This window comes from Pseudarthrobacter sp. WHRI 8279, assembly GCF_040224115.2.
Lineage (GTDB): Bacteria > Actinomycetota > Actinomycetes > Actinomycetales > Micrococcaceae > Arthrobacter.
Genome location: NZ_CP168162.1, coordinates 3,853,514 through 3,879,299, shown reverse-complemented (window position 1 = coordinate 3,879,299; position 25,786 = coordinate 3,853,514). Strand labels below are relative to the sequence as shown.

20 protein-coding genes are annotated in these 25,786 nt (G+C 66.3%); 9 read left to right on the top strand and 11 right to left on the bottom strand.

The window, feature by feature from the left end:
* Positions 1-5 precede the first annotated feature (5 nt).
* The 6 genes from ABRP28_RS17780 to ABRP28_RS17755 all read left to right on the top strand — a co-directional run bounded on the left by ABRP28_RS17780 (position 6) and on the right by ABRP28_RS17755 (position 6,866).
* On the top strand, positions 6-1,319 hold the full coding sequence (locus tag ABRP28_RS17780) for an extracellular solute-binding protein (RefSeq protein ID WP_350001121.1): 1,314 nt from the start codon (positions 6-8) through the stop codon (positions 1,317-1,319).
* 65 nt (positions 1,320-1,384) lie between these two features.
* Positions 1,385-2,314 (top strand): sugar ABC transporter permease, encoded by a 930-nt coding sequence (locus tag ABRP28_RS17775; RefSeq protein ID WP_350001123.1) that lies wholly within the window; start codon positions 1,385-1,387, stop codon positions 2,312-2,314.
* The gene (locus ABRP28_RS17770) at positions 2,311-3,141 is read left to right on the top strand and encodes a carbohydrate ABC transporter permease (protein ID WP_350001125.1); all 831 of its coding nucleotides are present in this window, start codon (positions 2,311-2,313) and stop codon (positions 3,139-3,141) included. Before ABRP28_RS17775 ends, ABRP28_RS17770 begins: the two co-directional genes overlap by 4 nt.
* A gap of 83 nt (positions 3,142-3,224) precedes the next feature.
* Positions 3,225-5,807 (top strand): glycoside hydrolase family 78 protein, encoded by a 2,583-nt coding sequence (locus tag ABRP28_RS17765; RefSeq protein WP_350001126.1) that lies wholly within the window; start codon positions 3,225-3,227, stop codon positions 5,805-5,807.
* Between the two features lie 120 nt (positions 5,808-5,927).
* The gene (locus ABRP28_RS17760; RefSeq protein ID WP_374152884.1) at positions 5,928-6,470 is read left to right on the top strand and encodes a DUF488 family protein; all 543 of its coding nucleotides are present in this window, start codon (positions 5,928-5,930) and stop codon (positions 6,468-6,470) included.
* Between the two features lie 102 nt (positions 6,471-6,572).
* Positions 6,573-6,866, top strand: coding sequence for a DUF3040 domain-containing protein (locus tag ABRP28_RS17755; protein ID WP_350001580.1), 294 nt, complete (start codon positions 6,573-6,575; stop codon positions 6,864-6,866).
* Here ABRP28_RS17755 and ABRP28_RS17750 read toward each other — a convergent pair.
* Both ABRP28_RS17750 and ABRP28_RS17745 read right to left on the bottom strand, forming a co-directional pair.
* Positions 6,783-7,781: a DMT family transporter gene (locus ABRP28_RS17750; protein WP_350001129.1), complete on the bottom strand. Its 999-nt coding sequence runs from the start codon at positions 7,779-7,781 to the stop codon at positions 6,783-6,785. The two genes, ABRP28_RS17755 and ABRP28_RS17750, sit on opposite strands and share 84 nt — an antisense overlap.
* Positions 7,778-8,386 carry a TetR/AcrR family transcriptional regulator gene (locus ABRP28_RS17745; RefSeq protein WP_350001130.1) on the bottom strand — a complete coding sequence of 203 codons (609 nt, stop codon included), beginning with the start codon at positions 8,384-8,386 and terminating at the stop codon, positions 7,778-7,780. Before ABRP28_RS17745 ends, ABRP28_RS17750 begins: the two co-directional genes overlap by 4 nt.
* A 129-nt stretch (positions 8,387-8,515) precedes the next feature.
* Between ABRP28_RS17745 and ABRP28_RS17740 the strand changes: the two genes are divergently transcribed.
* Together ABRP28_RS17740 and ABRP28_RS17735 are read left to right on the top strand one after the other, a co-directional pair.
* Positions 8,516-8,815 carry a DUF4193 domain-containing protein gene (locus tag ABRP28_RS17740; RefSeq protein WP_350001131.1) on the top strand — a complete coding sequence of 100 codons (300 nt, stop codon included), beginning with the start codon at positions 8,516-8,518 and terminating at the stop codon, positions 8,813-8,815.
* A gap of 162 nt (positions 8,816-8,977) precedes the next feature.
* The gene (locus ABRP28_RS17735; protein WP_350001133.1) at positions 8,978-10,048 is read left to right on the top strand and encodes a quercetin 2,3-dioxygenase; all 1,071 of its coding nucleotides are present in this window, start codon (positions 8,978-8,980) and stop codon (positions 10,046-10,048) included.
* A gap of 121 nt (positions 10,049-10,169) precedes the next feature.
* Here ABRP28_RS17735 and ABRP28_RS17730 read toward each other — a convergent pair whose 3' ends face one another.
* The 6 genes from ABRP28_RS17730 to ABRP28_RS17705 all read right to left on the bottom strand — a co-directional run bounded on the left by ABRP28_RS17730 (position 10,170) and on the right by ABRP28_RS17705 (position 19,895).
* Entirely contained in the window at positions 10,170-11,414 is a 1,245-nt protein-coding gene (locus ABRP28_RS17730) for a DUF3500 domain-containing protein (protein ID WP_350001135.1), read from the bottom strand.
* Positions 11,392-13,230, bottom strand: coding sequence for an FAD-dependent monooxygenase (locus ABRP28_RS17725; protein ID WP_350001136.1), 1,839 nt, complete (start codon positions 13,228-13,230; stop codon positions 11,392-11,394). Before ABRP28_RS17725 ends, ABRP28_RS17730 begins: the two co-directional genes overlap by 23 nt.
* Positions 13,230-14,126, bottom strand: a complete 897-nt coding sequence (locus tag ABRP28_RS17720) for a fumarylacetoacetate hydrolase family protein (protein WP_350001138.1) — start codon at positions 14,124-14,126, stop codon at positions 13,230-13,232. Before ABRP28_RS17720 ends, ABRP28_RS17725 begins: the two co-directional genes overlap by 1 nt.
* Positions 14,127-14,181: 55 nt before the next feature.
* Entirely contained in the window at positions 14,182-15,075 is an 894-nt protein-coding gene (locus ABRP28_RS17715; protein WP_350001139.1) for an alpha/beta hydrolase, read from the bottom strand.
* Between the two features lie 126 nt (positions 15,076-15,201).
* Positions 15,202-16,170, bottom strand: a complete 969-nt coding sequence (locus ABRP28_RS17710; protein WP_350001140.1) for an alpha/beta hydrolase — start codon at positions 16,168-16,170, stop codon at positions 15,202-15,204.
* The gene (locus tag ABRP28_RS17705; RefSeq protein ID WP_350001142.1) at positions 16,167-19,895 is read right to left on the bottom strand and encodes a family 78 glycoside hydrolase catalytic domain; all 3,729 of its coding nucleotides are present in this window, start codon (positions 19,893-19,895) and stop codon (positions 16,167-16,169) included. The genes ABRP28_RS17710 and ABRP28_RS17705 overlap by 4 nt, the downstream gene beginning before the upstream one ends.
* A 153-nt stretch (positions 19,896-20,048) precedes the next feature.
* Between ABRP28_RS17705 and ABRP28_RS17700 the strand changes: the two genes are divergently transcribed.
* A complete protein-coding gene (locus ABRP28_RS17700) occupies positions 20,049-20,879 on the top strand; it encodes an IclR family transcriptional regulator (RefSeq protein ID WP_350001143.1) in 831 nt (276 codons plus the stop codon).
* Positions 20,880-20,908: 29 nt separating this feature from the next.
* Here the strand turns inward: ABRP28_RS17700 and ABRP28_RS17695 are convergent, their stop codons facing one another.
* The 3 genes from ABRP28_RS17695 to ABRP28_RS17685 form a co-directional block, all read right to left on the bottom strand.
* Complete coding sequence (locus ABRP28_RS17695) at positions 20,909-22,396, bottom strand: family 43 glycosylhydrolase (RefSeq protein WP_350001145.1); 1,488 nt, start codon at positions 22,394-22,396, stop codon at positions 20,909-20,911.
* 89 nt (positions 22,397-22,485) lie between these two features.
* Positions 22,486-23,448, bottom strand: a complete 963-nt coding sequence (locus ABRP28_RS17690; protein ID WP_350001146.1) for a glycoside hydrolase family 43 protein — start codon at positions 23,446-23,448, stop codon at positions 22,486-22,488.
* Entirely contained in the window at positions 23,448-25,754 is a 2,307-nt protein-coding gene (locus tag ABRP28_RS17685; RefSeq protein ID WP_350001148.1) for a family 78 glycoside hydrolase catalytic domain, read from the bottom strand. The genes ABRP28_RS17690 and ABRP28_RS17685 overlap by 1 nt, the downstream gene beginning before the upstream one ends.
* Positions 25,755-25,786 lie beyond the last annotated feature (32 nt).

Sequence of the window (25,786 nt, the reverse complement as noted above, 5' to 3'; positions counted from 1 at the left end):
TAAAGATGATACTCACCCCCAACCGGCGCTGGCCGGCCATCGCCGGAAGCGTCGCCGCAGCGGCATTGGTCCTCACCGGTTGCTCCGGCGGCGGAGGCGAAAACGGCGGCGGCAAGACCATCACATGGCTCGTCGACAACACTGAAAACACCATCACCTACGCCGAGCAGCTCGCCGAGGACTTCCACGCGGCAAACCCCGACATCACCGTTGAAATTGAAACCCGTCCCCAGGGCGGCGACGGGGACAACATCGTCAAGACCAGACTGGCCACGGGAGACATGGCGGACGTGTTCTCCTACAACACCGGATCGCTCTTCCAGCAGATCAACCCGGAGCAGAACCTTGTCCCCCTCACCGGCGAGTCCTACATGGACAACGTTTCCGAATCCTTCAAGCCGGTTGTGACCGCTGGGGACGATGTTTACGGTGTACCTGTGGGCACCGGCAGTGCCGGGGCAGTCCTCTACAACAAGAAGGTGTATGAGGAACTCGGCCTCTCGGTCCCCAAGACGTGGGACGAGTTCATGGAGAACAGCCGCAAGATCAAGGATTCCGGGACTGCGGCCATCATCCAGTCGTACCAGACCACATGGACCTCGCAGCTCTTTGTCCTGGGCGATTTCGCCAACGTGGCCGCCGCCAACCCCACGTTCCCTGAGGACTACACCGCCAACAAGGTCAAGTACGCCACGGATCCCGCAGCCATCAAGGGCTTCGAACACCTTGAAGAGGCGTACAAGGCCGGGCTCTTCAACGAAGATTTCGCATCCACTACCTACGCTCAGGCCTTGGAGAAACTGGCCAACGGCGAGGGGGCCCAGTACCCCATCCTCAGTTTCGCCTTGCCGGAGCTGAAGGTGGCCTACCCCGACCAGCTGAACGACATCGGGCTGTTTCCGCTGCCGGGCGATGACCCGGCGAAGAACCCGTTGACGGTATGGCTCCCCGGTGGCGTGTACCTGCCCAAGTCCACGGAAAACGTCGACGAAGCAAAGAAGTTCCTGGCCTTCATCGCGAGCACTGAAGGTTGCGAGTCGCAGACGGCAGCTGTGGGAGCCAACGGCCCTTACCTCGTAGAAGGCTGCGACCTCCCCGAGGACGTTCCCACCGCCGTGAAGGACATGCTTCCGTTCTTCGAAGACGAATCCAGGAACAGCCCGGCGCTCGAATTCCTCTCACCCGTCAAAGGTCCGGCGCTCGAACAGATCACCGTTGAGGTCGGCTCCGGCATCCGCTCGGCTAAGGACGGCGCGGCCCTCTACGACGCAGACGTCACCAAGCAGGCCAAGCAGCTGAACCTGCCCGGCTGGAACTGACCTCCGAAACCACCCGCCGTCCGGGCCTGCCTGCCAGGACCGGACGGCACCTTGGAGCTATTGACATGACCACGAATACCACCACAGCACCCACGCCAGCTGCCCGCCGCATCGACCAGGCGAAGCCCAAACGCCGTTCCGCCCGGTCCGCCTATCCCTACTGGTTCTACCTTCCGGCCGCCCTGATCTACGCAACCCTGTTCCTGATTCCCACCTTCGCGTCGTTCTTCTTCAGCTTCACCCGATGGAACCTCACCGACTTCACCTGGATAGGGACGGACAATTTCGTCCAGTTCTTCTCAGAGGAAGCGCTGCTCAAGGGCCTGACCAACACGTTCATCTATGGAGTGGTGACGTCGGCCCTCAAGGTAGTCATTGGCATGCTCCTCGCTGTGCTGCTGACGTCCCAGATCATCGCCCGCGGCTACCTGCGATCCATTATCTTCTTCCCGGTCCTGCTCAGCAGTATCGGGGTAGGCATTGTGTTCACCGTCCTGATGGATCCCTCCACTGGGCTCATCAACAAAGCCCTCGCCGTCGTCGGCATTGATGGCCCGGCGTGGCTCACCGACCCCGCATGGGCGCTCATGTCCGTTGCCTTCGTGGACGTGTGGAAGGGCGTGGGCCTGGCCACCGTCATCTACATCGCAGGAATCGTCTCCATCCCGGCCGAGTACTTTGAAGCAGCCAAAATGGACGGCGCCAGCCCGGTCAAGAGCTTCTTCAACATCACCCTCCCCCTCGCCCGTCCTGCCACCGCAACAGTCATCATCCTGTCCCTCATAGGCGGGCTGAGGTCGTTCGATTTGATCTGGGCAATGACCAAGGGCGGCCCGGGCTTCACCTCGGATGTGATCGCCTCCGTCATCTTCAAGCAGTACCAGGCCGGCTTCTATGGCCTCTCCACAGCAGGCAATGTGGTTCTCTTCCTGATCGTCACCGCCGTCATCGTGCCCCTGTCCATGTTCCTGAACCGCAAGGAAGTCGAAGCATGACCGCCGCCATCAAGCGCTATGGCCTGGGAGTCCTGGCCATCGCCGTCACGTTCATTGTCTTCGTGGTTCCGCTGCTCTTCATGGCCCTCATCGCCATGAAGGACCGCCGCGAGGCCAACAGACTTGAATTCTCCTGGCCCACTAATTTCTCCCTCATTGAGAACTTCCAGGAGGTCCTCTCCGCAAGGAAGTTCATGCTGGTCACGGCCTTCATCAACAGCACCATCCTCACGGTGGCCAGCGTCGCCATCCTGGTGATCCTCGCCGCCATGGTTGCCTGGGTCCTGCAGCGCCGCCGCAGCCGCTGGAACCCGGCAATCAACTTCCTCATCCTCTCCGGCCTGATCATCCCGCCCGCGGTCATCCCCACCATCTGGGTGCTCCAAGGCCTGGGCCTGTTCAAGACCCTCACCGGACTGATCTTCATCGAAGTGGCCTTCGGGCTGTCCTTCTGCGTTCTGCTCTTCCGGGCTTTTATCTCCTCCATTCCCAAAGAACTCGACGAAGCCGCGGTGATTGACGGCTGCGGACCCATCCGGTTGTTCTTCCGCGTAGTCTTTCCGCTGTTGAAATCAGTCATCGTTACGGTGATCGTGGTCCAGTCCGTCAGTATCTTCAACACGTTCCAGAACCCGCTGTACTTCCTCCCCGGTGACGCCAATGCCACGGTCCAGCTCACTCTGTTCAACTTCCAGAGCCAGTTCACCACTGCGTACAACCTGCTCTTCATGAACATCCTGTTGATCACCATCCCGCCACTGGTCATGTACCTGTTCTTCAACCGCCAGATTGTGGCCGGCATGACCGCTGGTGCAGTCAAGGGCTAGATCCCCGGCACTACAAACACATCACGTCGCTTACGGGCTGCTAACCGCCCGTTCATCAACCCTGCAAGGAAGAGGGCAATTTCATGACAACCACCGTCCAACCGGTGACCTTCGAGCATCTTCCCGATGCGCTGGGCATAGGAACCGGAAAGCCACGGATCTCCTGGAAAACGCGTGCCGAGCCCGGCTGGGTGCAGGGCGCCTACCAGCTCTCCATCACCACAGAGGCAGGACGCTGGACCAGTGAGCGGTTCGAGTCCGACGGGTCAGTTCTTCAGCCGTGGCCTGCCGAAGCACTCAACTCAGGCCAGCGGGCGGACGTAAGTGTCCGGGTCTGGGGGACGGCAGCCGTGGAACCAAGCGGCTGGAGCCCGCCCGCCGCCGTCGAAACCGGACTCCTTGCCCCGGAAGACTGGGTAGCCTCCCCCATCACACCTGCCTGGGACGAGGACCGTGACTCCGACCGCCGCCCGCCGCTGCTGCGGCGGACTTTCCAACTGCCTCGGCCAGTGGCATCGGCCCGCCTCTATGTCACCGCCCACGGGCTGTACGAGATGGAGGTCAACGGAAACAGGATTGGAAAGGACGCTTTCTCGCCGGGCTGGACCGTTTATGGCGAGCGCCTGCGCTATTACACGTACGACGTCACCGACCACCTTGCGCAGGGCGGGAACGCAATGGGGGCCTGGCTGGCGGACGGCTGGTACCGTGGCCGCTTCGGTTTCAACGGCGGGCACCGGAACCTCTACGGCGACAACGTTGCCCTCCTCGCACAGCTCCAGGTGACGCACGACGACGGCTCCGTCACCGTGGTGGGAACGGACGGGGAGTGGAAGGCGTCCTTCGGACCCATCCTGTTCACGGGGCTTTACGAGGGTGAGCAGTACGACGCCCGGTTGCTGCCAGCCGGTTGGAGCCGGCCGGAATTCAATGACGGCGAATGGCATCCCGTCACCGAAGTCCACCGTGACCCCGCCACGCTGGTGGCCCCCGAAGGTCCGCCGGTCAGGTGCACTGACGAGGTGCGGGCGGTGAAGGTGACCACGTCTCCGTCAGGGAAGCTGATCCTCGACTTCGGGCAGAACCTCGTAGGGCGCCTGCGGGTCAACGTTCAGGGCGAAGCCGGAAGGACTGTCACCGTCCGCCACGCCGAGGTCCTCCAGGATGGTGAGCTTTACACCCGCCCATTGCGGGGCGCCGCCGCCACAGACGTGTATACGCTGGCGGGCGGTGCACCGGAAACGTGGGAGCCGCGCTTTACCATCCATGGGTTCCGCTACGCCGAAATCAGCGGCTGGACCGGCGGGAACGTGGCGGAAAACGTCATTGCCCGGGTCTACCACACGGACATGGCCCGCACTGGGTGGTTCGAATGCTCGGATCCTGACCTCAACCGGCTGCATGAAAACGTTCGGTGGAGCATGAAGGGCAACTTTGTGGACATTCCCACCGACTGCCCCCAACGGGATGAGCGCCTGGGCTGGACCGGCGACCTGCAGGTCTTCGCGCCTACCGCCACCTTCCTTTACGACTGTTCAGGGATGCTGTCTTCCTGGCTCAAGGACGTGGCAGCAGAGCAGGCACCGGACGGGACAGTGCCCTGGTACGTGCCCGTTATCCCCGGCGGAGAGTACTGGACGCCAGTCCGGCCCGGGGCGGTTTGGGGAGACGTCGCGGTCCTCACTCCGTGGGTGCTCTACGAGCGGTTCAACGATGCGAAGGTACTCGCTGACCAGTACCAGAGCGCGAAAGCGTGGGTGGACCTGTTGGATTCGCTAGCCGGTAGGAGCCACCTGTGGAACACAGGCTTCCAGCTCGGTGATTGGCTGGACCCCAGCGCCCCGCCGGAGAACCCAAGTGAAGCCAAAACCGACCGCCACCTCGTTGCAAGCGCCTACTTTGCCTGGTCGGCACGTCATCTGGCAAAGATGGCCGGGGTGCTGGGAAAGTCCGACGACGAACTCCGGTATCTGGAACTTGCGCGCGCGGCCTCTGAAGCTTTCGCCAAGGAATACATCCTTCCCGATGGACGCATGACCAGCGACGCACAGACCGCGTACGCACTTGCCATCGTTTTCGACCTCTTCCCAAACGTGGAGCACAGACAGTTGGCAGGTAAACGCCTCGCCGAACTGGTGCGCGAGGCGGGCAACCGTATCGCCACCGGCTTTGCGGGGACTCCAGTCATCGCCGATGCCCTCACCAGTGTTGGCGAACTGGAGACGGCATATGACCTGCTCCTGGAGAAGGAATGCCCCTCCTGGCTCTACTCCGTGGGACAGGGCGGCACAACAATCTGGGAACGCTGGGACTCCCTGCTACCGGACGGGACGGTCAATCCGGGGGAAATGACTTCCTTCAACCATTACGCCCTCGGCGCGGTGGCGGACTGGATGCACCGCTCGGTGGCCGGCCTGGCCCCGCTTGAGCCAGGGTACCGGCGGATCCTCTTCCGCCCCCAGCCGGGTGGCGGGCTGAGCTCAGCGTCCGCAGCCCACGAGACGCCCTACGGGCGGGCATCCATCTCCTGGAAGCGCGACGGAAGCGGACACAGCGTGGAAATCGAGGTGCCCACCGGAACCACCGCCCGCGTGGAACTGCCGGGGCGCGCCCCTGCCGACGTCGGGCCTGGACGCTTCGAGTACGTCGTAGAGGGCATTTCCTAAGGCATTGCCCGGCGTTTTCCATCAGCCTGCAACCGGCTGCGCTTCCAGGCGCTGCCGGTTGCAGGCTGATTCCCTGAAATGGCTACTTCACCACGGCCTGTTGGGAGGGGGCTGGGAGCCGTGCCTATCATTGCTTGCGTGAAGGCCCTGTTCACTGTCGGTCACGGGACTGCGTCCCAGGCGGAGTTCGCCTCGCGCCTGCGGGATGCCGGTGTGGCGTCGCTGGTGGATGTCCGGATCGGTCCGGGCAGCAGGAAGCACCCCCACTTCGGCAAGGACCGCATGGAGGCGTGGCTGCCGGAAGCGGGAATCAGCTACCGGTGGGAACGGCAGCTGGGCGGTTTCCGCAAGCTTCCGCCGGACTCCCCCGATACCGCCCTGCGCAATGAGTCGTTCCGGGCCTACGCCGCCTACATGCGCACCGCGGACTTCGGCGTTGCAGCGGAAGCGCTCGTTGCTGCCGCACAGTCGGAACAGACTGCCATCATGTGCAGCGAAACCGTCTGGTGGCGCTGCCACCGCAGGCTCATCGCGGACCATTGCCTCCTGCTCGCCGGGCTGCCCGTTACCCACCTGATGCCGCCCGCCAAGGCCACGCCGCACGTCCCCACCCAGGGCGTGAGGGTCCTGGGGAATGAGCTGCGGTACGACGTCCTGAAGTGATGCTCGCGGCGATGCAGCCGGGCCTCTTGACGCAGCGCCACGGGAGTTTTAGCGTCAATACCGATATCCCGTTTAGCCGAAAACCGGGGGCATCCCGTGCCAATGTCCGAAGAGGAACGGCGGCTGCTCAAGGAGCTGGAGCTGGGGCTGATCGCCGACGACCCCCACCTGGCCATGGAGCTGCTCTCCGGCTACCCCGCGCCCCGGTTCAGGGCCGACCTCTTTTTCGGCGCGCTCGCAGGCCTTGCCGGGCTGGTTCTGCTGATCGCCGGCGTCAGCGGCCAGATCGTTGCGCTGGTGGTCCTGGGGCTTTCACTCGTGGGGCTGGGCACCGGCCTGCTGCTGGGCAAGCCCTTCCCCAGCAGGCGACGGCGGCCGGAGCGGCACGCTGGTTGACTGCCGCGGCGCCAGGATAAAGAGGCTGAAGAGGACGACGGCGGCGCCAAGCCAGCCATGCCGGGGCAGCCTCTCACCCACCACCAGAACCGCAAGCAGTGCGGCCACCACCGTTTCAAGCAGGGATATCCCGGTGGCCGTGCTGGCCCGGATCCTGGCCAGGCCCCACCCAAAGAGGACGTACCCGGCAAACATCGGGACCAGTGCCATATAGGCGCCCACGGAGAAATTGACCCATGACTCAAGCAGGGGCCGGCCGGTGACCGCCAGCACGGGCATCAGCAGCAACCCGCCGAGCCCAAAGACAGCCCCCATGGCCGCCCGCGACGAAAGCCCGCCGCCGATCAGGCGGTGGGCCGCCCAGGAATAGAGGGCATAGGTGGCGCCGGCGAGCAGGCCCAGGGCTATCCCGGCCAGGGATGCCCAGGAACCGCCGGGGGAACCGGCGGGCGCGTGCCCGGCGAAGGACAGCAAGGCAGCGCCCGAGACGCCCAATAACGCCCCCGCCATCCACCGGCGGGTGAGCAGTTTGCCGTCGGCGAAACGCTCGATGAGCGCGGCCGCCACTGGCGCCGAGCCGATGGATACCACCGTTCCCACTGCCACGCCGGAAAGACGCATGGAGCTGTAAAAGGCCAGCGGATAGACGGCCACCGCCAGCGCGCCCAGGGACACCAGGCGCCAGCGGGCCAGCAGGCCCGGCCACTGCCCCGTTATCGCGTTGGCTGCGTACAGTGCCTGCAGCAACCCGCCGACTCCCATGGCCACCGCACCGACGGCCAGCGGACTCACGGACGGCGCAAATGTTGCAGCCGTGCCCGTGGTGCCCCAGAGCACCGAAGCCGCCACCACGCACAGAGCACCCCAGAGCGGCGCGTTGGACGAACCGTTGGCCGAACCCGCTGACGCGCTCACAGGTCCGCCAGCAGCCGGGAAGCAATCATCCGGCACTCTTTCAGGCAGGCGTCATCGCCCTCGAGCCCGGCCCGGGCCATTGCACCCTCGAGGAGGAAGGCCAGGTGCCGGGCCAAGCCTGCAGCTCGCGGATCGTCCCCCGGCAGCAAGTCGGCAACGTGCAGTGCCAGCAGTTCCTCCACTTCTTCCTTGTGTTTCCGGACCGCCAGCCGGCCGGGCGCACCTGCCGGCAGCTCCGCCGCTGCATTGAGCAGCCCGCAGCCACGAAAGCCGTTGAGGTAGGCACCATTGGCATGGTCCGCATAGGCGTCAAAGATCGCCAGCACCCGTTCGATTGGATTCCGGGAGTTTTCCAGCCGCCGCCTGTACAGCTCCAGCCATTCCGCATGCCGGGCTTCAAGATAGGCAGCTACCAGCTCAGCCTTGGAAGCGAAGTTGTTGTAGAGGCTCTTCTTGGCCACCCCGGCTTCGGCGGTGATGGCGTCGATGCCGGTGGCAGCCACCCCCCGGGAATAGAAAAGCCGCGCCGCCGCCTCGAGCAGCAGCGCGCGGGCCGGGCGCTTTGACGGCGCAGGGGTGTGCGCAACGGCACTCCGGGCAGACACAAGGCTCCTTCGAAAACGGCAGTAGGTAGGTCAGTCTACCTATAACTTGGTTCGGGAATATCCGCGCCCTGCCTTCTGTTGTTGCTCTGTTCAGGACGAACTGCTTCCAGCCGACAGGAGAACGCACCAATGTCAGTTGACTACGACGCTCCCCGGGTAACGCCCGAGGAAGAGCCGAACCGCGGCTTCGAGGAGCTGAAAACCGAGAAGCCGGGCCGAAGGGAGGCCATTGCCGACGTCGACGAAACCGACCTCGCCGACAACTTCGAACTGCCCGGCGCGGACCTGTCCAACGAAGAACTGCTGATTCAGGTGGTGCCCGTCCAGGCCGACGAATTCACCTGCATGTCCTGCTTCCTGGTGCACCACCGCAGCCAGCTCGCCAGGGAGAAGGACGGCAGGAAGTACTGCAAGGAGTGTGAGTCCTAGGATTGCCAGGCAATGCGGAAGCGGAGCTGCGCCGCTTCCGCCACGATTTAAGCCACATGGGGCTTTCACTCAATGGAATCCCATCTAGTGACTGAAGGTGCCCTCCAGCCATGATGTAGGTCACGCTCCGGCGATGGCCGGCCGACTGGAAAGAAGGAACCCATGTCCCTCAGCGTTGAGGAAATGAACAAGCAGCTGCCGGTTGCCAACGCGCTGCCCGGCGAAGCCGTCCCCTACTACATGGCCTCGGGCGAGGGCGCACGCTACGAAATCAACGGCCAGCTGGTGACGATCATTGCCCGTGCAGCGGATACCGGGGGCATCTTCAGCGCCGCCTACATTTCGGGGGGCATGGGGGCAGAGTCGCCATTCGTCAGCCACAAGGTGGAGCACAAGACGCTCTACGTTTTCGACGGGATCCTTCATGTCTGGCTGCCCGGCGAAAGCCGCATCCTCACCCCGGGAGACTCCGTGGTCATCCCGCCGAACACGCCTCACGCGTACCGGATGGCCAGCCACTACACCCGCTTCCTGAACTGGATGACGCCGGGCGGGGCCGAGGCCTACTACGAGCGGGTGGGCACGCCCATCGATTCGCACGTTCCCCCGGTCCGTGCAGGCCGGACGGCCGGCCACCAGGAACAAGCTGAGGTGGGCGCTGAATTCGGCATCACCTTCCCGCACGTGGAACGCGTTACCCCCACGTTCAAGCACGACGCCGGCCTGCCGCCCACGCAGAGCCCCTACTTCCTCAGCGCCCACGAGGGCGAGCGCCTGGCCAGCTACCAGACGATGTTCACCTACCTGTCCCGGCCGGCCAACACCGGCTCGAACTACTTCGCCGTGCACACCAAGGGAGCCAAGACGCCCTACATTCCGCTGCACTTCCACTCGGAACACACGGAGAACTTCATCTGCACGGAAGGCCGGATGTGGCTGTACGCCAACGGCAGGGAAATGCTGCTCACCAAGGGCGACTTTGTCCACGCCCCGGCTGGCACCGTCCACTCCTTCGCCCTGGACTCCCACAACACCCAGATGCTGGGCTTCCTCACACCGTCGGTGTTCAACGGGTTCTTCGAGTACTTCAACAAGCCCACTGACGACTACATGTACACCGAAGGCGGGACCCCCTATATGGACATGGAGGGTTTCTCGCGCGCCCAGGCAGAGATGGACCTCACCGTGGTGGGCCCGCCGCCCCAGCGCCGCACCGCGCTGGAGCTCTCCTAGCGCTCCAAGTAACCCATTCAAAAATCAATGGCCCGGACCTCCGAGAGGAAGTCCGGGCCATTTGGGTTTTAAGAACTATCGACTGCTGAGTAGGTGTCGTTATGGACCCTGAAAACGGCAGTTATGGAGCAATGGACGGATATTGCTTCACCAGTTCGCGGCCGTAGTCGTTCCCGTTGGGTGTGCGGACCACGGTGTGCATGTGGAACGGGGCAGGCTGGTCATTGTCCAGGAAGACGCCGGTGTGGTGGTCGAGCTCCAGCACCACCACGGGACTCTGCAGCCGGAAGTAGAACGCGTCCTGCCCTTCCCAGCCGCCGATCCAGCTGAAAAAGGTTTCGCCGTACTGCTCGCGGATCTCCCGACGGCGGGCTGAACGGGGGCCGGCAGGCAGGTAGGCAATGAAGTCGTCAACCAGGGCGTCCAGGATGGTGCGGGCTTCCGCCGGCATGCGGCTGACCCGGATGCCTTCGTAGGGAATCACCCGGTTGTCCTGGAAACACCCGCCCAAATGGCGTTCGTCGCCGGGATGGATGCGGCCTTCCGGCATTGCCGGATCCACCATTGCTTCATACACTGTGGCCTCCGCCCGCAGGTCCGCCGGCAGTGCCTCCATCAGGTCACGGGCCAGTGCGATGCGCTCCTTGAAGACCCTGACGCCCTTGTGCGGACCGTCGTCGATCATGTCCGGCTCGGCGCCCATGAACACCGGGGAGATCACCATCTGGGTCCCCGCCACCAGGCAGTTGAGCGCGGCATGGTGGCCGAAGATCTGCCATCCCCAGGGCTCAGTTTCGGACGGCTCGCCGTACAGCGCGAAGTTGTAGCTGAACTCGTTCATCAGCAGCGGCAGATCCACCAGGTCCCCCAGGAACCCGTTGATGCGCATCAGGTTGCGGACCAGGTCAAAGCCCTCGGTGCTCAGGGACGCCTCCACCACGGCCAGGGCAGCGTCGCGGACCGGCGTTTCCAGCTCATCCAGCCGCAGGCCGGTGTCGTGCTGCATGAATTCCGGGTTGGCCCAGCTCTGCCATTCCGGGGCGTCCACGGCATAGGTGAGCTTTCCCGCCTGTTCGGGCGCCGCCACCCCCAGTAGCTTCCGGGCTGCTGCCACCATCTCCGCGGTGGGTGCCTCCTCGCCGGACTGGGCCGGCGCCACCGGGAACAAACCCCCACGCCGCACGCCGTCACTGGTGATGCCCACGAAGGGTTGCGGGTACAGCTTCTTCCAGCCCTCGATCATGGGACCGGCAAAGGAGTCCCGCGTGGCGGCCTCCGCGTACTCGCGGGCATCCAGGCCCCTGATTTCCGCCACGCGGGGATGATCGGGGGCAAAGAGGTAATCACGGAATGACGGCGTCGACATAGCTGCTCCTGGCTTCGTCCTGGCTGCTGGTGAATGATGTGCTCTGCGGTGATGCCCCGGCAGATGCGTACCCGGCTGGTGCGGAGCCCGCTGCAACGGTTAGGGCTGCCGCTGCGGCCTCGGCTGAACTCCCGCGCCACGCCACGTGCTGGTCGGGACGGACCAGCACCGCGGGGGCGCCCCACAGTTCGGACAGCGGGGTGCCGTCGTCGGCCGGCCCCACCATGGCTACCGTTACCGGAATGCCCTGCCGGGCACCGGCCTCCAATACCTCTGCGAAGGCATGGCCTCCGTGCATCCCGCCCGGCGCGCCGTCGTAGGCCATAAGCGTGAAGCCGCCGCCCAGCCGGCTGTACAGGGACGTGGAATCCTGCAGCCAGGCGTGCGGAAGCAGTGCACCGGGGGTGGCGGAAGCAACGTAGCGGATCGGGTCCTCGGCAGGGACCGGGGCCCCGTCCGGCACCACTGCCGGGGAATCAGCGTAGGCATAGCCCAGCACCAGGCCCAGGGAATCAAACTCGCTCTGCTTAACAGCGAGGGCTTCATGCGCCGCCTGCCGTGCCGCAACGCCCTCGGGGCCGTGGCCGGCAAGCCGGGGATCGGCGAAGTGGTAAGCCAGGGCCTTGCCGTTTGCCGCGGCGTCGCGGATGGTCCGCGCCGCAACCGGGCGCCGCTCCAGGCCGTAGCTGTCCAGGAGCCGGGGGTTTGCCCAGCCCTGTATGACCCCTGCAAGCTTCCAGGCCAGGTTGGCGGCATCGCCCACGCAGGTGTTGAAGCCATGCCCTCCCCAGGGCGGGTTCAGGTGGGCCGCATCGCCCACCAGGAAGATGTTGCCGCGGCTGTACTCGGGGGCCAGCAGCATCCGGGCTGTCCACGGATCAGTGGCCACCACGTCCACGTCCACCTCCGCGCCCACCAAGGAACGGACCAGGGCCGCGGCGTCGCCGGGGGCTACATCCTTGCCGGGATCCACGCCCTGGATGATGGCCCACCAGGTATCAGCCAGGTCCATTCGTCCCACCATGCCGGCGGCCTCTGATCCAACCACCCAGTACTGGACGGCGGAATCCAAGGTGATGGCCGCGCCAAGCTCCTTCGACCGGAACAGGATGCTGATGTTGGACAGTGCAGCGGAGCTTCCTTCCAGGCGGATACCCAGGCTGCGCCGCACCGCGGAGGAACCACCGTCCGCCCCCACCACGTAGCTGCTCCGGATGGTTGCCGTGCTGCCGGAGGCGTCCGCGACGACGGCGGCGTACAGCGTGGCCGCGGCCTGGCTTCCGGCAGCCTGAACGTCCGGACGTGCGGCGACTGGGCCTTCCGCACCCCGTACTTCCCGTACTTCCGTGACGCTCCACCCGGTGATGAAGGTGACCAGCGGGTTGCGGGCTGCGGCGGCGCGGAGCACCTCCTCGAGGACAGGCTGGGGAACCTGCTGCCCGCATTCGGGCTGCGGCCCATAACGGCCGGGAACCAGCTGGAAGGAGTTCCGGAACCGGCGCAGCTCGTGCGCTGCCGGTCCGGCCAGGCGGGTGCAGAATATGACGTCCTGCGCGTAGTCCACCGGAAGCGGGGCCGCTGCGCGCAGTGCGTCCGCCAGGCCCAGCCGGCGCAGGTGGGTCATGGTGCGCGCGTTGGTGGTCTTGGCCCGCGGCCTGGTGTGGTCCACGGATCCGCGGGGTTCAATCACGGTGCTGGGGATGCCGCGCCCCGCGAGGTCCAGGGCGAGGAACAGGCCGCTCGGCCCCCCGCCGGAAATCAGGACCTGCGCTTCCCCCGGGATCTGCTCCCGGACGGCGGCGGCCAGGGCGCCCATCAGGCACGGCTCCGGAGCGTGAGGTCTCCCACCGGAGTGACCAGGGTGCCGAGCCGGTCGATTTCCACCTCAACGGTGTCCCCGGGCTGCAGGAGCCACTGCGGGGCGCGGGCGTAACCGACGCCTTCCGGGGTGCCGGTGGCGATCACGTCACCAGGATGGAGGGTGAACGTCTGGCTGATCAACACAATGATTTCCGGAACGGAGAAGATCATGTCCCTGGTGTTGCCGTTCTGGGCCTCGATGCCGTTGACGCGGGTCCGGACCTGGAGCCCGTCGCGGAGGTCCCCCACCTCGTCCCGGCTGACCAGCGGTCCGAGGGGGCCGCTGAAGTCGCCGTTCTTGCCCAGTGTCCACTGCGAAGTGAGTTTCTGCGCGGTGCGGGAGGTGATGTCGTTGAAGGTTGAGTAGCCGAAGACGGCCCGCGCCGCGGTTGCTTCGTCCGCGGATTCCACCCGCTGCCCGATGTACGCGGCAACTTCGCCCTCCCAGTCCAGGCCTGCTTCCCCGGCGGGTACCGGGACCGGCACATTGCCTACGGACAAGGACGCCGTCCAGCGGCCGAACAGGGTGGGGTACGGCGGCAGCTCCTGGTCCTTGTAGCTTCCCTCGGCTGCGTGCGCCTTGTAGTTCAGGCCAACGCAGATGACCCGTGCGGAGGCGGGGACGAGCGGCACTTCGGTGACGCTGGTCCGCTCCAGCCAGCTGCGGGCGTCGAACGCGCTGGAAGTAGAACCATGGGAGGCGGACACGGCAGGTGAGAGCGAGGCGGCTTTGTCCTGCCAGCCGCTGGGGTCGGACCAGAAATCGTTGATCGGGGCGAGCGGGAAAACCCGGGAGTCCACGAGGGCTGCTGCCCAGGGTTCGCCGTGGCGGGTGATGCCGATGAACTGCATGGAGGGGCCTTTCAGGTCTTGCCGGGCACGAGCGGGCCGGCGGTTTGCGAAGAGATCAGTGCTTCTGCGCCTGGCGGCGGAAGAAATCTATGGTGGCCGCGGTGGCCTGCCGTGCGGCGGCCTGGCTCCCGTCCGGCAGGGACCACATGTGGTCCGCACCTTCGATCAGGAGAAGTTCGACGCCGGCACCCGCCTTTTGAAGCGCTTCGGCCAGACTGGCGGACTGGGCCACCGGGACGAACCGGTCGGCGGTGCCGTGGACGAGGAGGAAGGGCGGGGCACCCTCACGCACGTAGGTGATGGGGCTGGCCGCCGCCGCCAAGTCCGGCGCATCCGCGGGCTGGGCGCCGATGAGCAGCGCTTCGCGGGAGCCGGGGTCGTCCGCGCTGGCCACGGCGTCGGGCCGGGCCTGTTCGCCCATCCGGGTCAGGTCCGTGGGCGGGTACCAGGCGGCGACGGCCGCGACGCGGTCGTCAGTTTTCCTGGTTTCGCCCTCCATCGCGGCACCCGCCGTGAGTCCCACCAGGCTGGCCAGATGGCCGCCGGCCGAATCGCCCCATGCGCAGATACGGTCCGGATCCACGTTGTACTCGGCAGCATTCGTGCGGAGCCACCGGACTGCGGCCTTGGCGTCCAAAAGCTGGGCCGGGAAGGTGGCAGCGGCGCTGAGCCGGTAGTCGGCGGACGCCACCACGAAGCCGGCTTCCACCAGCTGCTCGATGGGGCTCAGGCCGAAGCCATCCACGGTGGGTCCGAGCGATGACCGCTCCCCCGTCCGCCATCCGCCGCCGTGGAAGTGGATGACAGCAGGGAATCCTGGGCCGCCTGCCTCCGAGTCCTGGTCAGCGCCAGCATATGAACCGGCGGGCAGGTACAGGTCCAGCAGCAACGGGGTTGCACCCCCCGGATGGGAAAACTCGATCCCCTTCAGGATCTGCCCTGCCGTCATCGTTGACTCCATTGTGTGCCGCGCCGTTTCTATCCCCGCCGGCCGCTGCTGCAGACCGCGTCTTCTCTCAACTGTGGGGCATGGCTGGCGGTGTCCGCGTGGGCGGTTTCACTGAATGAAACAGCATCACGCTGCCGTGGCGGCAGCCAGTTCCCTGGCCAGGAAGTCCAGGGCCGCCTGCCCTTCCGGCAGGCCGGCGGTGTGGTTGAGGTGGCCATGGACAGCGCCTTCGGCAAGGAAGAGGGACACCGGAACCGCGGCGCGCTCCAAAGCCGAGGCAAACAGCTCGGTGGAGCCGCGGGCGTCGTCGTACTCGCAGGCAAGCAGCGCGGTGGGTGGAAGCCCGGCCGGATCGGCGTAGCCGGGCATCGCGTAGGACGGTGCCATGCTGACCGGGCCGCCAACATAATTTTCCGCCGTCCGGATGCAGTCCTCCAGGGTGAACCGCAGGTGGCGCGGAAGCCCCGCCATGACCGACTCGTCCAGTCCGCTGGCCGGCGGCGGGAGCTCGGCATCCAGGAAGGGGTAGGCCAGCAGCAGCTTGGCAGGCAGCGGCTTGCCGGCGTCGATCAGGTAGAGCGCTGCGCCCACGGCCAGGTTGCCGCCGGCACCGGCACCGCCCAGGCACAACAAACCAGGATTCAGCCCCAGGGATTCGGCGTTCTTCCGGGCCCAAAACCACCCGGCCAACGCGTCGTCGTGCGGGATCGGGAAGGACACCCCGTCGCGGGCCAGCCGGTAGTCCACCGACAGCACCGGCGTGCCCCGGTCCGCCAGTACCCGTGCCAGGTAATCGGATTCGGGAATGTCCACGCTGCCGCTGACAAATCCGCCGCCGTGCAACCAGACGAGGGCGGGGCTGTCCGTGCCGGCCGGTTCGCCATAGATCCGGACGGCCACCGGACCGTGCCGCCCGTCGGCCGCTACGGTGCGGATGGGGACATCAGGCCCCGGGGTCCGGACGGCGTCCGGGTTGAGGAACTGCGGCCCCTCGGGGCTGGCAAGGTATTCGGCGAAACCGGCGGCGATCTGTCCGTGCGTCCCGGCCGGGGCAGCCTCGGGGGAAGCAGGTGCTGGTTCTGTTCGTGGTGTCATGGTGTTCCCAGCTTCCGGGAGAAGTAGTCGACGGCGGCGGCCAGGATGGTGTCCATCTGGTCTTCGGCCCCGAAGAAGCAGTGGTCCCCGCCTTCGATGGTGACCACCTGGTGTTCCACGCCGGCGTCCGCGAGCGCGGCTGAGAGCAGGTCTGTTTGCGAGTGCGGGACCAGGCCGTCCCTGTCCCCGTGGATCAGCAGGAACGGCGGCGCACCGGGCGCCACGTAGCTGACCGGGCTGGCGGCCGCGAGCAGGTCCCGGTTGGCGGAGCCGCCCACCAGCATCTGTTCAGGCTGCAGGGACATCCCTGCCGGAACCGCTGCCGTCAAAGCTGGCGGAAAGAGTCCGTCCGGAGTGTCCATGGGCGGGATATCCACCAGTGAGGAGACGCCATAAAAATCGACGACGGCGCTGACGCCGCTTGGGTGCCCCTGCGCACCCAGGCCGCCGTCAAGGTCCTCCCGGTTCCCCGTCAGCCCAAGCATGGCCACGAGGTGGCCGCCGGCCGACTCACCCCAGGCTCCGAAGCGGGCAGGGTCCACGCCGAGGTCCGCCGAGAATTCCCTCAGGTAGCGGACGGCCGCCTTCAGATCGTGCAGCTGCGCCGGAAATGCAGCTTCCAGGGAATGCCGGTAGTCGACTGTGGCGCAGGCGATGCCGGCCTCATTGAGCAGCCGGAACACGGAGTCGGGGGCAAAGGTGGGCGGCAGCTCGCGACGGTCCCCCAGCTGGAAGGCGCCGCCGTGCACCCACACCACCAGCGGAACGGGGCCGGTTGCCTGCCGGGGCAGCCAGATGTCCATCTTCAACGGCCGGAAACCCATGGCACGTGCGTAGGTGACTTCCCGGTGCACCGCGGAAACGTCCGAGGCGTTTTCGGGAACACCCGGTGCGTCGAAGACGGGGAACGGCGGAACGTCCACGCCGCCCGGGCGGGTGGTGTCAAGCGTCTCGGTGGCTGGATCCGCGGTCATACTGCTCCTTGCTGGGTGGAAGTGTGGGCTCTTGCTGCCGGCGGCGGCAACGAAGGAATAGGTCCCCGGGCCGACGACGGCTACAGGTTCACCGGGAAGCCGGACTTCGGCGGTGGTGCCGGAAGGTACCGTGGCGCCAAGTGCCAGCACGCCGTCGTCGATTTCCCATGTCACGTCAATGCGTCCCTGCGGACCCGTATGGGACGTCGCAGCGGAGGACAGGCCCGCACCGGGCCGCGGCTCGATGATGATCCGTTGGTACCCCGCGCTGCCGGGCGCCTGCCGGAGGCCGGCCGTGTAGCGGTGCAGGAAGGACACCACAGCGCCCTTGCTGTAGTGGTTCAGGGACTGGTGCGGGGCGCCGCCGGCGTCGAGGCCGTTCCACAGCTCCCACATGGTGGTGGCACCGCGGTCCACGATGACCAGCCATGAGGGCTCGGAATCCTGCATGAGGAGGTCGTAGGCGAGGTCCAGTTCACCGTTGTCCGCCAGGACGGGCAGCAGGTAGGGCGTGGCCAGGAAGCCTGTGCCCACGTGGGTGCCGGCGTCCCGGATGAGTAAAACCAGCTGGGCGGTAACGCTGGAACGGTGCTGCGGGCTGACCAGGTCAAAGGCGAGCGCCCGGACACAGTTCGCCTGGCTTGGCTGGGTTACCTGGCCGGCCGGGTCCAGGTATTCCTTTTCCCACGCCTGCCGGATGTTTTCCGAAAGGTCCGCCAGCGCCCGCGCTTCCTCCGGCCTGCCCAGGACCGCAGCCGCCTGGGCCATGACCGCAGTGGTGTTCCGGTAATAGGCGGTTGCCACGATGCTGTGGTCTGCGGAGCGGGCGGCGAACAGGTCCGGTTCCGGACCGTCCGGCTCCATCCATTCGCCGAAGTGGAAACCGGTGTCCCACAGGAACTTCTCGTGAGGTGCAGGAACCGGGCTGGCAGCTGCCCGGGACGGGTGCCGCTGCGACACGGCGGTCCTGCCGACGAAGCCGAGCCAGCGGTTCATCGCCTCCCAGTTTTCGGCCAGGATCCCCGCGTCCCCGGTAGCCAGGTACAGCTCCCACGGCACCATCGCGACCGCGTCGCCCCAGCCGCAGGACCCGTTGGTGAACGCCATGAACTCAGCCGAAGTGACCCCGGGCCCAGCCGACGGCGAGATGTTCGCGATGACGCCGTTTTCCCACTGGTCGGCGCGGACATCCCGGAGCCATTTCCGCGAGAAACCGGTGACGTCGTAGAGGTACGAGGCGGTGGGCACAAACAGCTGCCAGTCCCCGGTCCAGCCGGCCTTTTCGCGTTGCGGGCAGTCGGTGGGAACCTCGCAGGCGTTGTCCCGGAAGCTCCATTGGACGATGTCATGAAGCTTGTTGAGCCGCGGGTCGCTGCAGGTGAAGCTGCCTACGGGTTCCAGGTCCGTGTGGACCAAACAGGCGGTGATGTCTTCCGCCGCCAGGTCCGTGGTGAGGCCCTGGACGGACACGTACTGGAATCCGTGGGTGGTGTGCCGGGGTTCGAACACTTCCCCCGGAGCGCCCGAGGCGGTCACCACGTCAACCTGGCCGGCAGGCAGGAACTGGCCGGGGCGCCGGAAGTCGTGCGGGCGCAGGTGGTCCTGGGTAACGTCGCCTGTGGCATCAAGAGCTTCGCCGTACACGAGGGTTACCGCCTCGCCCAGCCCGCCCAGCCTGGAGAGCCGCACCCAGCCGTGGATGTTTTGGCCGAAGTCCACCACCTGGCGGCCGCTGGCCAGCCTGGTGACGGAGACCGGCGGGAATTCTTCCACGATCCGCGTGGGCGGGGCCACCGGGCCGGTCAGTGTTCCGTAACTGCAGTTACGGACGACGACGGCACCGGCCTCCGCCGCGGCACTTGCGCAAGGTGCGCCGTCGTCGGCCGTGCCCTCCAGCGCGCGGAAGTCCGTCCGCTGCCCTGCCATCAGGTCCGCGCCCAGGATCTCCGTCCGGGACACCCGCCATGACCCGTCGGTGCCGATGACGGTCCTGCTGTCTCCGGACTGTATCTCCAGCTGCGCAAGGAGGGCCGTGCTGCTGCCGTACATGTCGGCGTCGCGCGTGTATCCGAAGGTTCCGCGGTACCAGCCGTCGGTGAGGACGGCCCGGATGGTGTTGGCGCCGGGGCGGAGCAGTCCCGTGATGTCGTAGGCCTGGAACTGGAGGGTGGTGTTGTAGCTGGTGGAGCCGGGGGTGAGCTGCTGGTCACCGACGCGCACGCCGTTCAGGAACAGCTCATAGATCCCGTGGGCGGTGGCGTACGCGCGGCCAGTTTCCGGAACCCTGTCCAGGGTGAAGGCCTTGTGGAGGGCGTACCCGGGGCGTTCACCGGGGGCCGGAACGTCCGGTTCTTCCGGGCCGATCCATTGCGCCGTCCAGTCAGAGGCGTGCAGGAGTCCCAGCTCCACCGGCATGGGATCGGACCATGCGCTCGCAGTTTCGGTGCCGTCGGCGTCGGTGTTCCAGGTGCGCACCCGCCATTCGAACCGGCTGCGGGACTGGAGCGCCGGGCCGGTGTAGGGGATCAACTGGTGCCGGGCAGAGGTGAGCTTTCCCGTGTCCCAGCCGTTGTCCGCTGTGATCCGGTAGGCGGTCTGCTGCACCGTGCCGGCCGGCGGGGCCCAGCTCATCCGCGGTGCACTTGCCGTGATTCCAAAGGCCTCTTTCAGGTGTTCAACGCGGAGCCGGGTGGGTGCCGGCCGTTCCCTGGGCTGGGTTTCGACGTAGGCGTCGAGGCTGGAGGAGGTCATTGCGGGCGGGCTCCTGAACGTGTGGCAGTAACTGTTCCAGCTTCCTGCGCGGGCACCTGCACCCCACAGCCGACTTTCATTGGTTGGAATAGTATTGTGGGGTAGCTCACGTATCAACGCAGCTCACGTACAAACACTGCAAGGAAGCAAGCCATGACCGTCCAGCCGGACACCGAAACCACCCCCGCCCGCGGAAAGCGGCCCAAGCAGGGCGAACCGGTGGTGGACCGCGCCCTCAGCCTGCTCGCAGTCTTCTCCGACCGCCGTCGCGCCCTGACGCTGTCCGAGATGGCCCGCTATGCGGGGATGCCCGCACCCACCGCGCTGCGGCTGATTGCCCGCCTGGTTGCGTGGGGCGCGCTGGAAAGGCTCGACGACGGCCGGTACGTTGTGGGGGTCCGGCTTTGGGAGGTCGCGTCGCTGTCGCCGCGCGGGCATGGCGTGCGGGAAATCGCGCTCCCTTACCTGGAGGACCTTTTCGAGGTGACCAGGCACCACGTCCTGCTGGCCGTCCGTGACAACGAACAGGCGGTGCTGATCGAACGGCTGTCCTCCAAGGACGCAACCGAGGTGGCGTACCGGGTGGGCGGCCGGGCTCCGCTGCGGTCCACCGCCGTCGGCCTGGTCCTGCTGGCAGGCGCTGATCAACAATTCCAGGAGGCCATCCTGCGGAAGCCTCCCGAAAACGAGCCTGGAGTTCCGGACATGCCCGAGGGCCAGGTGCGCCGCACGCTCTCCGATGTTCGGCGCACGGGGATCGCCATGATCCGCCGCAGCCTGCCCTCCCGGACCGTTTCAGTTGCCTCGCCCGTATTCGACGCCCAGGGTTCGGTGGTGGCCGCGCTGTCCATCGTGGTCCCGGACGGGTCCACTCCCCCGAACGTCCTGGCCCCGGCAGTCCGCGCCGCGGCACGCGCCGTCTCGAGGAACCTCGGCCACCACGCGGAGGTCAGCCCCGACGTGCGGACCCACTCCCAGGGGTAGGATGCGCTGGCCCCGGTTGTCCGGGCTGGTCAGTCTGCGCCGCAGTAGTCCAGCCGCCGTACCAGGACTTCGCCTTCGATGGCGAAAACACCGAAGGCCCTACCCGTGAACGCCTTGGCGGTTTCAAAGGACCAGTGCCTGCCGTCGAGTTCGGTGAGCAGCACCTCCTCTGTGCTGGAGTGGGGCGCTGAGGAACGGACGAGAAGGCGGATTCTGTCGCCGCCTACGGCACCCGCGCTGAAATCCCGCGGTGGCGGGCTTGTCAGAATTGCCAGCTCAAGGTCCCCATCCGGCACCTCGGCCTCCCAGGAGCGTTCGAAGCTCGCCACGACCGCGCGGGCCGTGACCCTGATGGCTTCGCCTTCCCGTGCAGCTTCAATGCCGAACCAGTTATCCTCGGCGTTGCGCACGGCGAGGCCGCCAGTGCCGGCACTGACATCGAGCACCACCCTGCATTCGATGCCGAGGTGGCGCTGCCGCTGGGCGAGGAAGCTGGGCCGGGGTGCGTCCAGCGTGTTCCCTTCGCCCCGGACAACCAGGCCGTGGGGTGTGGGGTGAGCGAATTCTGAGGGCATCCTGCGGACGGCCATCCAGGCAGGATCTTCCAGGCCTGCGCCGTTGGCGAAGTCGTACTCGATCTGTTCCGGGCCTGTGCCGGCAACGTGCGGGAGGCGGGCATGGGGCCAGCCGTCGATCCACTCCACCGTGGTCAGGAAGGTCTCCCGGCCCAGGGGTGAGAATGCCTGCGTGAGCCCTACCGGACGGACGCCCAGCAGGGTCATGCCCGTTCCGCCGTCGGGAAGTTCGAAAAAGTCTGCGTGTCCGGTGTTCTGTACAGGCGAACCCGTCCCCGCCGCAGTGAGAATGGGGTTGTTCGGCGCCGGTTCGAAGGGGCCTTCCGGCCGGCGTGAGCGGGCGACTGTGACGGCATGGCCGCGGTCGGTCCCGCCTTCAGCCGCGAGCAGGTACCACCACTCGCCGCGCCGGTGGAGGTGCGGGCCTTCGGGCGCATAGAGCCCGCTGCCGGGCCACAAGGGGCGTGGTGCTTCCAGCGCTTCACCGGTGGCGAGGTCCACCCGGACCTGCTGGATCGCATCAGGGTGCCGGGCGAACGTCACATACGCGGTTCCCTCATCGTCCCAGGCGAGATCGGGGTCGATGCCGTCGACGGACGCGATGACCGTTCCGTCGCTCCAAGGCCCGGCGGGGTCGGTGGACGTGAACAGGACGCACCCGCGGCCGCCGAGGAACACAGAGACGATCAGGTAGAACACACCATCGCGGTGCCGCAGTGTTGGTGCCCAGACACCTCCCGGCGTGGGTACGTTCGCAAGCTGGACCTGGTGCTCACGCGTGGCCACGTGGCCGACAAGCCGCCAGCTTTCCAGGTCCATGCTGTGATAGATGGGAAGCGCGGGAAGGTACTCGAAGGAGGATGTGACAACGTAGTAGCCGTCCGGCGTTCTGACGATGCTCGGATCCGGGTTGAAGCCGGGAAGGATGGGGTTGGAGTACATAGGGTGGGCGTCTCCTGATCGGGAAAGCGGTGTGGCATGGGGCCTGCCTGCCGGGATCCGGACAAGCCTGGCTTCAGTACGGGCCTTGGTCACAGGATCTTTATGGTGGCCCCGTTGATGTGGACCTCGGTGAGCTGGACGCGTTCGTCCGGGGTGTTGTTCGGCCAGTGGAAGGCCAGGTAGTCTCGCCCGGTGGACGCGCGGAGAACCATGCCGTGACCTCCGTTGCTGGACCACAGGGGGTCCTCGTGCTGAATCCAGGGCCCCGTGATGGTTCCGCCCTCCGACTCGGCGACGCCCATCGCGTACCCTGCCTCACCATGGCTCGACCAAAGCATCAGCAGAGTCCCCTCGTTTGAGCGGAGCAGGAAGGGCCCGTCGGTGAACAGGGGATCTTTGGCAAGGTGCAGGCCCTTCGGAGGTTCCACCCCTTCTGGAAACCGCAGCGGCCGGGTCCAGCCCGCCGAGGAGGCGGCGAACAACAGGATCGGCTCACCAACGCCGGCGCGCAGGTCCTGTGACAGCCGGAGGGCGTACATTTCACCGTCGGCGATCCCCAGGCTGTCGGATGTCCCTTCCGTCCCGCGACTGTAGACAAGCCAGCGCGTGGAGTCATCATCGACGTAAAGGGTTCCGTCCAGGCACGATTCGTTTGCCGGTGTCACCGGCCCGTCACTCCATGGCTGGTAGGGGCCAGTGGCATGGTCCGAGACAAGGACTGCGACTCCACGGGGGCGCGCACCGGTGGAGGTAGCGAAGGTGGCGAACATAAAGAACCGTCCTTCCAGAGCATGAACCTCCGGCGCCCAGAACTGGGTGTCCGCCCAAAAGCCCGGTGGTGGGCGGTACGCGGCGATGGGTTCATCCCAATGATCGAGGTCCTTACTGGTGTAGCAGTCGAAGCCAGTCGCTGGTCCGCCCCAGACGTTCTCGTCGCTGGTCCCGAACAGGACAAACTCACCTGGAACCGTCTCGAGTATGAACGGGTCGCGCATCCGGATCTCTCCGAGGCGCAGTTGTTGAACGGTCTCCGGCTGGCCGCTCCGGCCCATCAGCGGCTTCCCTGGTTGTCCAGGTTGACGGCCACAATACGGTGATCAAAGCTGTGGGTGCCGCCCTGGAAGGTGCGGGGCTCACCGTCCGGAAGTACGACGTCGGCCTCCACCCCTTGAGGTACGGTCGCCTCGAGGTGGAACGCGCCGTCGTCGAGCCTCCATTCCACGCGGATGGTTCCGTACGGGGTCTTCAGTGAGGTCTTGGCCCAGTCGATGCCCTGCCCAGGTACGGGTGCGATGAGAACCTTGCCATATCCGGGCGCCAAAGGCTTTATACCGCCGACCGTCTTGTGCATCCAGTCCGCCACCGCGCCCAGGGCGTAGTGGTTGAAACTGGTCATCTCGCCCGGGTTGATGGTGCCGTCCGGCAGCATCGAGTCCCAGCGTTCCCAGACGGTGGTGGCGCCCATGGTCACGGGGTAGAGCCAGGACGGGCAGCCCTCCTCCAGGAGCAGGCGGTAGGCCTCGTCCGCATGTCCGGTATCGGTGAGGGCGTGGGTGATGAAGGGGGTGCCGGCGAAGCCGGTGGAGACGCGGTAGTCGTTTTTCCGGACCAGCTCGGCGAGGCGTTCTCCGGCAAAGTCGACGTGCTCCCGGCTGGGAAGGATCCCGAAGGCAATCGCCAGCGCATAGACCGTGGTGCAGTCGCTGTGGATTGTGCCGTCGCCGGACACGTAGTGCTCCAGGAAGGAGGCCTGGACACGCGCCGACAGCTGTTCGAAGTACTCCGCGTCCGACTGGCGGCCCAGCAGCCGCGCCGTCCGGGCGGTGATGGAGGCGGTACGGAACATGCACGTGGTGGCTACCACGCCGGTGTCCGCCTTCGCATCCCACGGCTTGTCCGGCTCGGCGTCGGGGTCCAGCCAGTCGCCGAACTGGAAACCCGTATCCCAGAGTCCCGTGTCTGAGAGCAGGCCCTCCACCCGGCGTGTGTGCGAGGCCATGGATTCGTACTGGTTCTCCAGGACCGTTCTGTCCCCGTAAGCCTCCCAGAGCGCCCACGGAACCCAAACCGACGCTTCGCTCCAGAGCGCGGAGGATTCCGGCGACGGAAACTCGGGCGGCTGCGGGCAGTACTTCAGGGCGTCCGGGACGGTGATGGGCACCAGGCCGTCGGCTGCTTTCTGCTCGGCGGCGAGGTCAAGGAGCCAGTCCTGCAGGAAGCCCTTGACGTCGTAGAGGAATGCCGCGGTTGGCGCGAAGACGGCGATATCCCCTGTCCAGCCGAGCCGTTCGTCCCGTTGGGGGCAGTCCGTGGGCAGGTCCAGGAAGTTGCCCCGCAGGCCCCAGACGATGTTGCGGTGCAGCTTGTTCACCAGTTCGTTGGAACACTCGAAGGTGCCGGTGCGCTCAAGGTCCGAGTGGACCACCACTGCCTCCAGCGAATCCTCAGTGAGCGTGCCAGGCCAGCCGGAGATTTCTGCATAGCGGAAGCCGTGAAACGTCTTGGTCGGTTCGAAGAAGTCCTCGCCGCCAGAGAGAATGAACGTGTCCGTGGCCTTGGCAGAGCGGAGCGGACGCACGCCCAGCTCGCCGTCCTCCAGCACCTCCGCATGGCGCACGGTGATGGTCTGCCCTGCCTCGCCCTGGACGGTGAACCGGAGCCAGCCCACCAGGTTCTGGCCGAAGTCAACCAGTGTTTTGCCGCTGGGCGAGATGAACACCTTCACAGGATTGACGACGCCGGTGCGCACGACCGGCGGGCTGACCGGCTCAGCCAGCCGGCCGGCGTCGAACTCCAGGGCGCGCACCCCGGCCCAGCTGCCTGGACCCGCGCCGGCGTCGAAGTCCGGCGCCGCCCAGCCTGGTTGGTTCCGGCGCGCGTCGATGGTCTGCCCGTCGTAGAAATCGTTGAAGGTGGTTGCTGAAGGGCCGGACTGCCAGGAGGAATCAGACGCCACGGTCTGGATGTGTCCGTCCTCGAACTCGATGTCCAACTGCCCGAAGAACCCCAGCTCGCTGCCGTAGAGGTTGGACATACCGTGCCAGGCGAGGCGTCCGCGGTACCAGCCGTTCCCCAGGGACACCCCGATCACCGTGGTGGGCCCCAGCAGGGACGTCACGTCGTAGCTGCGGTAGCGGAGCCGCCATTCATACGAGCTCCAGCCGGGGCTCAGTACGTCCTCACCCACGGGAACCCCGTTGATGAGCGCCTCATAGACGCCAAAAGCCGTGGCGCGCAGGGTGGCCCGGGCTAGGCCGCCGTGCCCCTCCGCGAGCTGGAACTCCTTCCGCAGGAACGGGGCGCCGTCGAAATCCTCAGCGGGGGTGATCATGGCTGCTTGCCAGGGTGCCAGTGGCATGGGATGGTTTTCCGTTTCTGTACTCGTAAGCA

What these genes read in the sequence shown, in the direction of transcription:
- ABRP28_RS17770 (WP_350001125.1), top strand. Translation starts at nt 2,311, where the DNA reads ATGACCGCCGCCATCAAGCGCTATGGCCTGGGAGTCCTGGCCATCGCC.
- ABRP28_RS17715 (WP_350001139.1), bottom strand. Translation starts at nt 15,075, where the DNA reads ATGACGGCAGGGCAGATCCTGAAGGGGATCGAGTTTTCCCATCCGGGG.
- ABRP28_RS17755 (WP_350001580.1), top strand. Translation starts at nt 6,573, where the DNA reads ATGTCCGAAGAGGAACGGCGGCTGCTCAAGGAGCTGGAGCTGGGGCTG.
- ABRP28_RS17765 (WP_350001126.1), top strand. Translation starts at nt 3,225, where the DNA reads ATGACAACCACCGTCCAACCGGTGACCTTCGAGCATCTTCCCGATGCG.
- ABRP28_RS17695 (WP_350001145.1), bottom strand. Translation starts at nt 22,396, where the DNA reads ATGTACTCCAACCCCATCCTTCCCGGCTTCAACCCGGATCCGAGCATC.
- ABRP28_RS17730 (WP_350001135.1), bottom strand. Translation starts at nt 11,414, where the DNA reads ATGTCGACGCCGTCATTCCGTGATTACCTCTTTGCCCCCGATCATCCC.
- ABRP28_RS17780 (WP_350001121.1), top strand. Translation starts at nt 6, where the DNA reads ATGATACTCACCCCCAACCGGCGCTGGCCGGCCATCGCCGGAAGCGTC.
- ABRP28_RS17720 (WP_350001138.1), bottom strand. Translation starts at nt 14,126, where the DNA reads ATGCAGTTCATCGGCATCACCCGCCACGGCGAACCCTGGGCAGCAGCC.
- ABRP28_RS17705 (WP_350001142.1), bottom strand. Translation starts at nt 19,895, where the DNA reads ATGACCTCCTCCAGCCTCGACGCCTACGTCGAAACCCAGCCCAGGGAA.
- ABRP28_RS17690 (WP_350001146.1), bottom strand. Translation starts at nt 23,448, where the DNA reads ATGGGCCGGAGCGGCCAGCCGGAGACCGTTCAACAACTGCGCCTCGGA.
- ABRP28_RS17735 (WP_350001133.1), top strand. Translation starts at nt 8,978, where the DNA reads ATGTCCCTCAGCGTTGAGGAAATGAACAAGCAGCTGCCGGTTGCCAAC.
- ABRP28_RS17710 (WP_350001140.1), bottom strand. Translation starts at nt 16,170, where the DNA reads ATGACACCACGAACAGAACCAGCACCTGCTTCCCCCGAGGCTGCCCCG.
- ABRP28_RS17700 (WP_350001143.1), top strand. Translation starts at nt 20,049, where the DNA reads ATGACCGTCCAGCCGGACACCGAAACCACCCCCGCCCGCGGAAAGCGG.
- ABRP28_RS17685 (WP_350001148.1), bottom strand. Translation starts at nt 25,754, where the DNA reads ATGCCACTGGCACCCTGGCAAGCAGCCATGATCACCCCCGCTGAGGAT.
- ABRP28_RS17775 (WP_350001123.1), top strand. Translation starts at nt 1,385, where the DNA reads ATGACCACGAATACCACCACAGCACCCACGCCAGCTGCCCGCCGCATC.
- ABRP28_RS17725 (WP_350001136.1), bottom strand. Translation starts at nt 13,230, where the DNA reads ATGGGCGCCCTGGCCGCCGCCGTCCGGGAGCAGATCCCGGGGGAAGCG.
- ABRP28_RS17740 (WP_350001131.1), top strand. Translation starts at nt 8,516, where the DNA reads ATGTCAGTTGACTACGACGCTCCCCGGGTAACGCCCGAGGAAGAGCCG.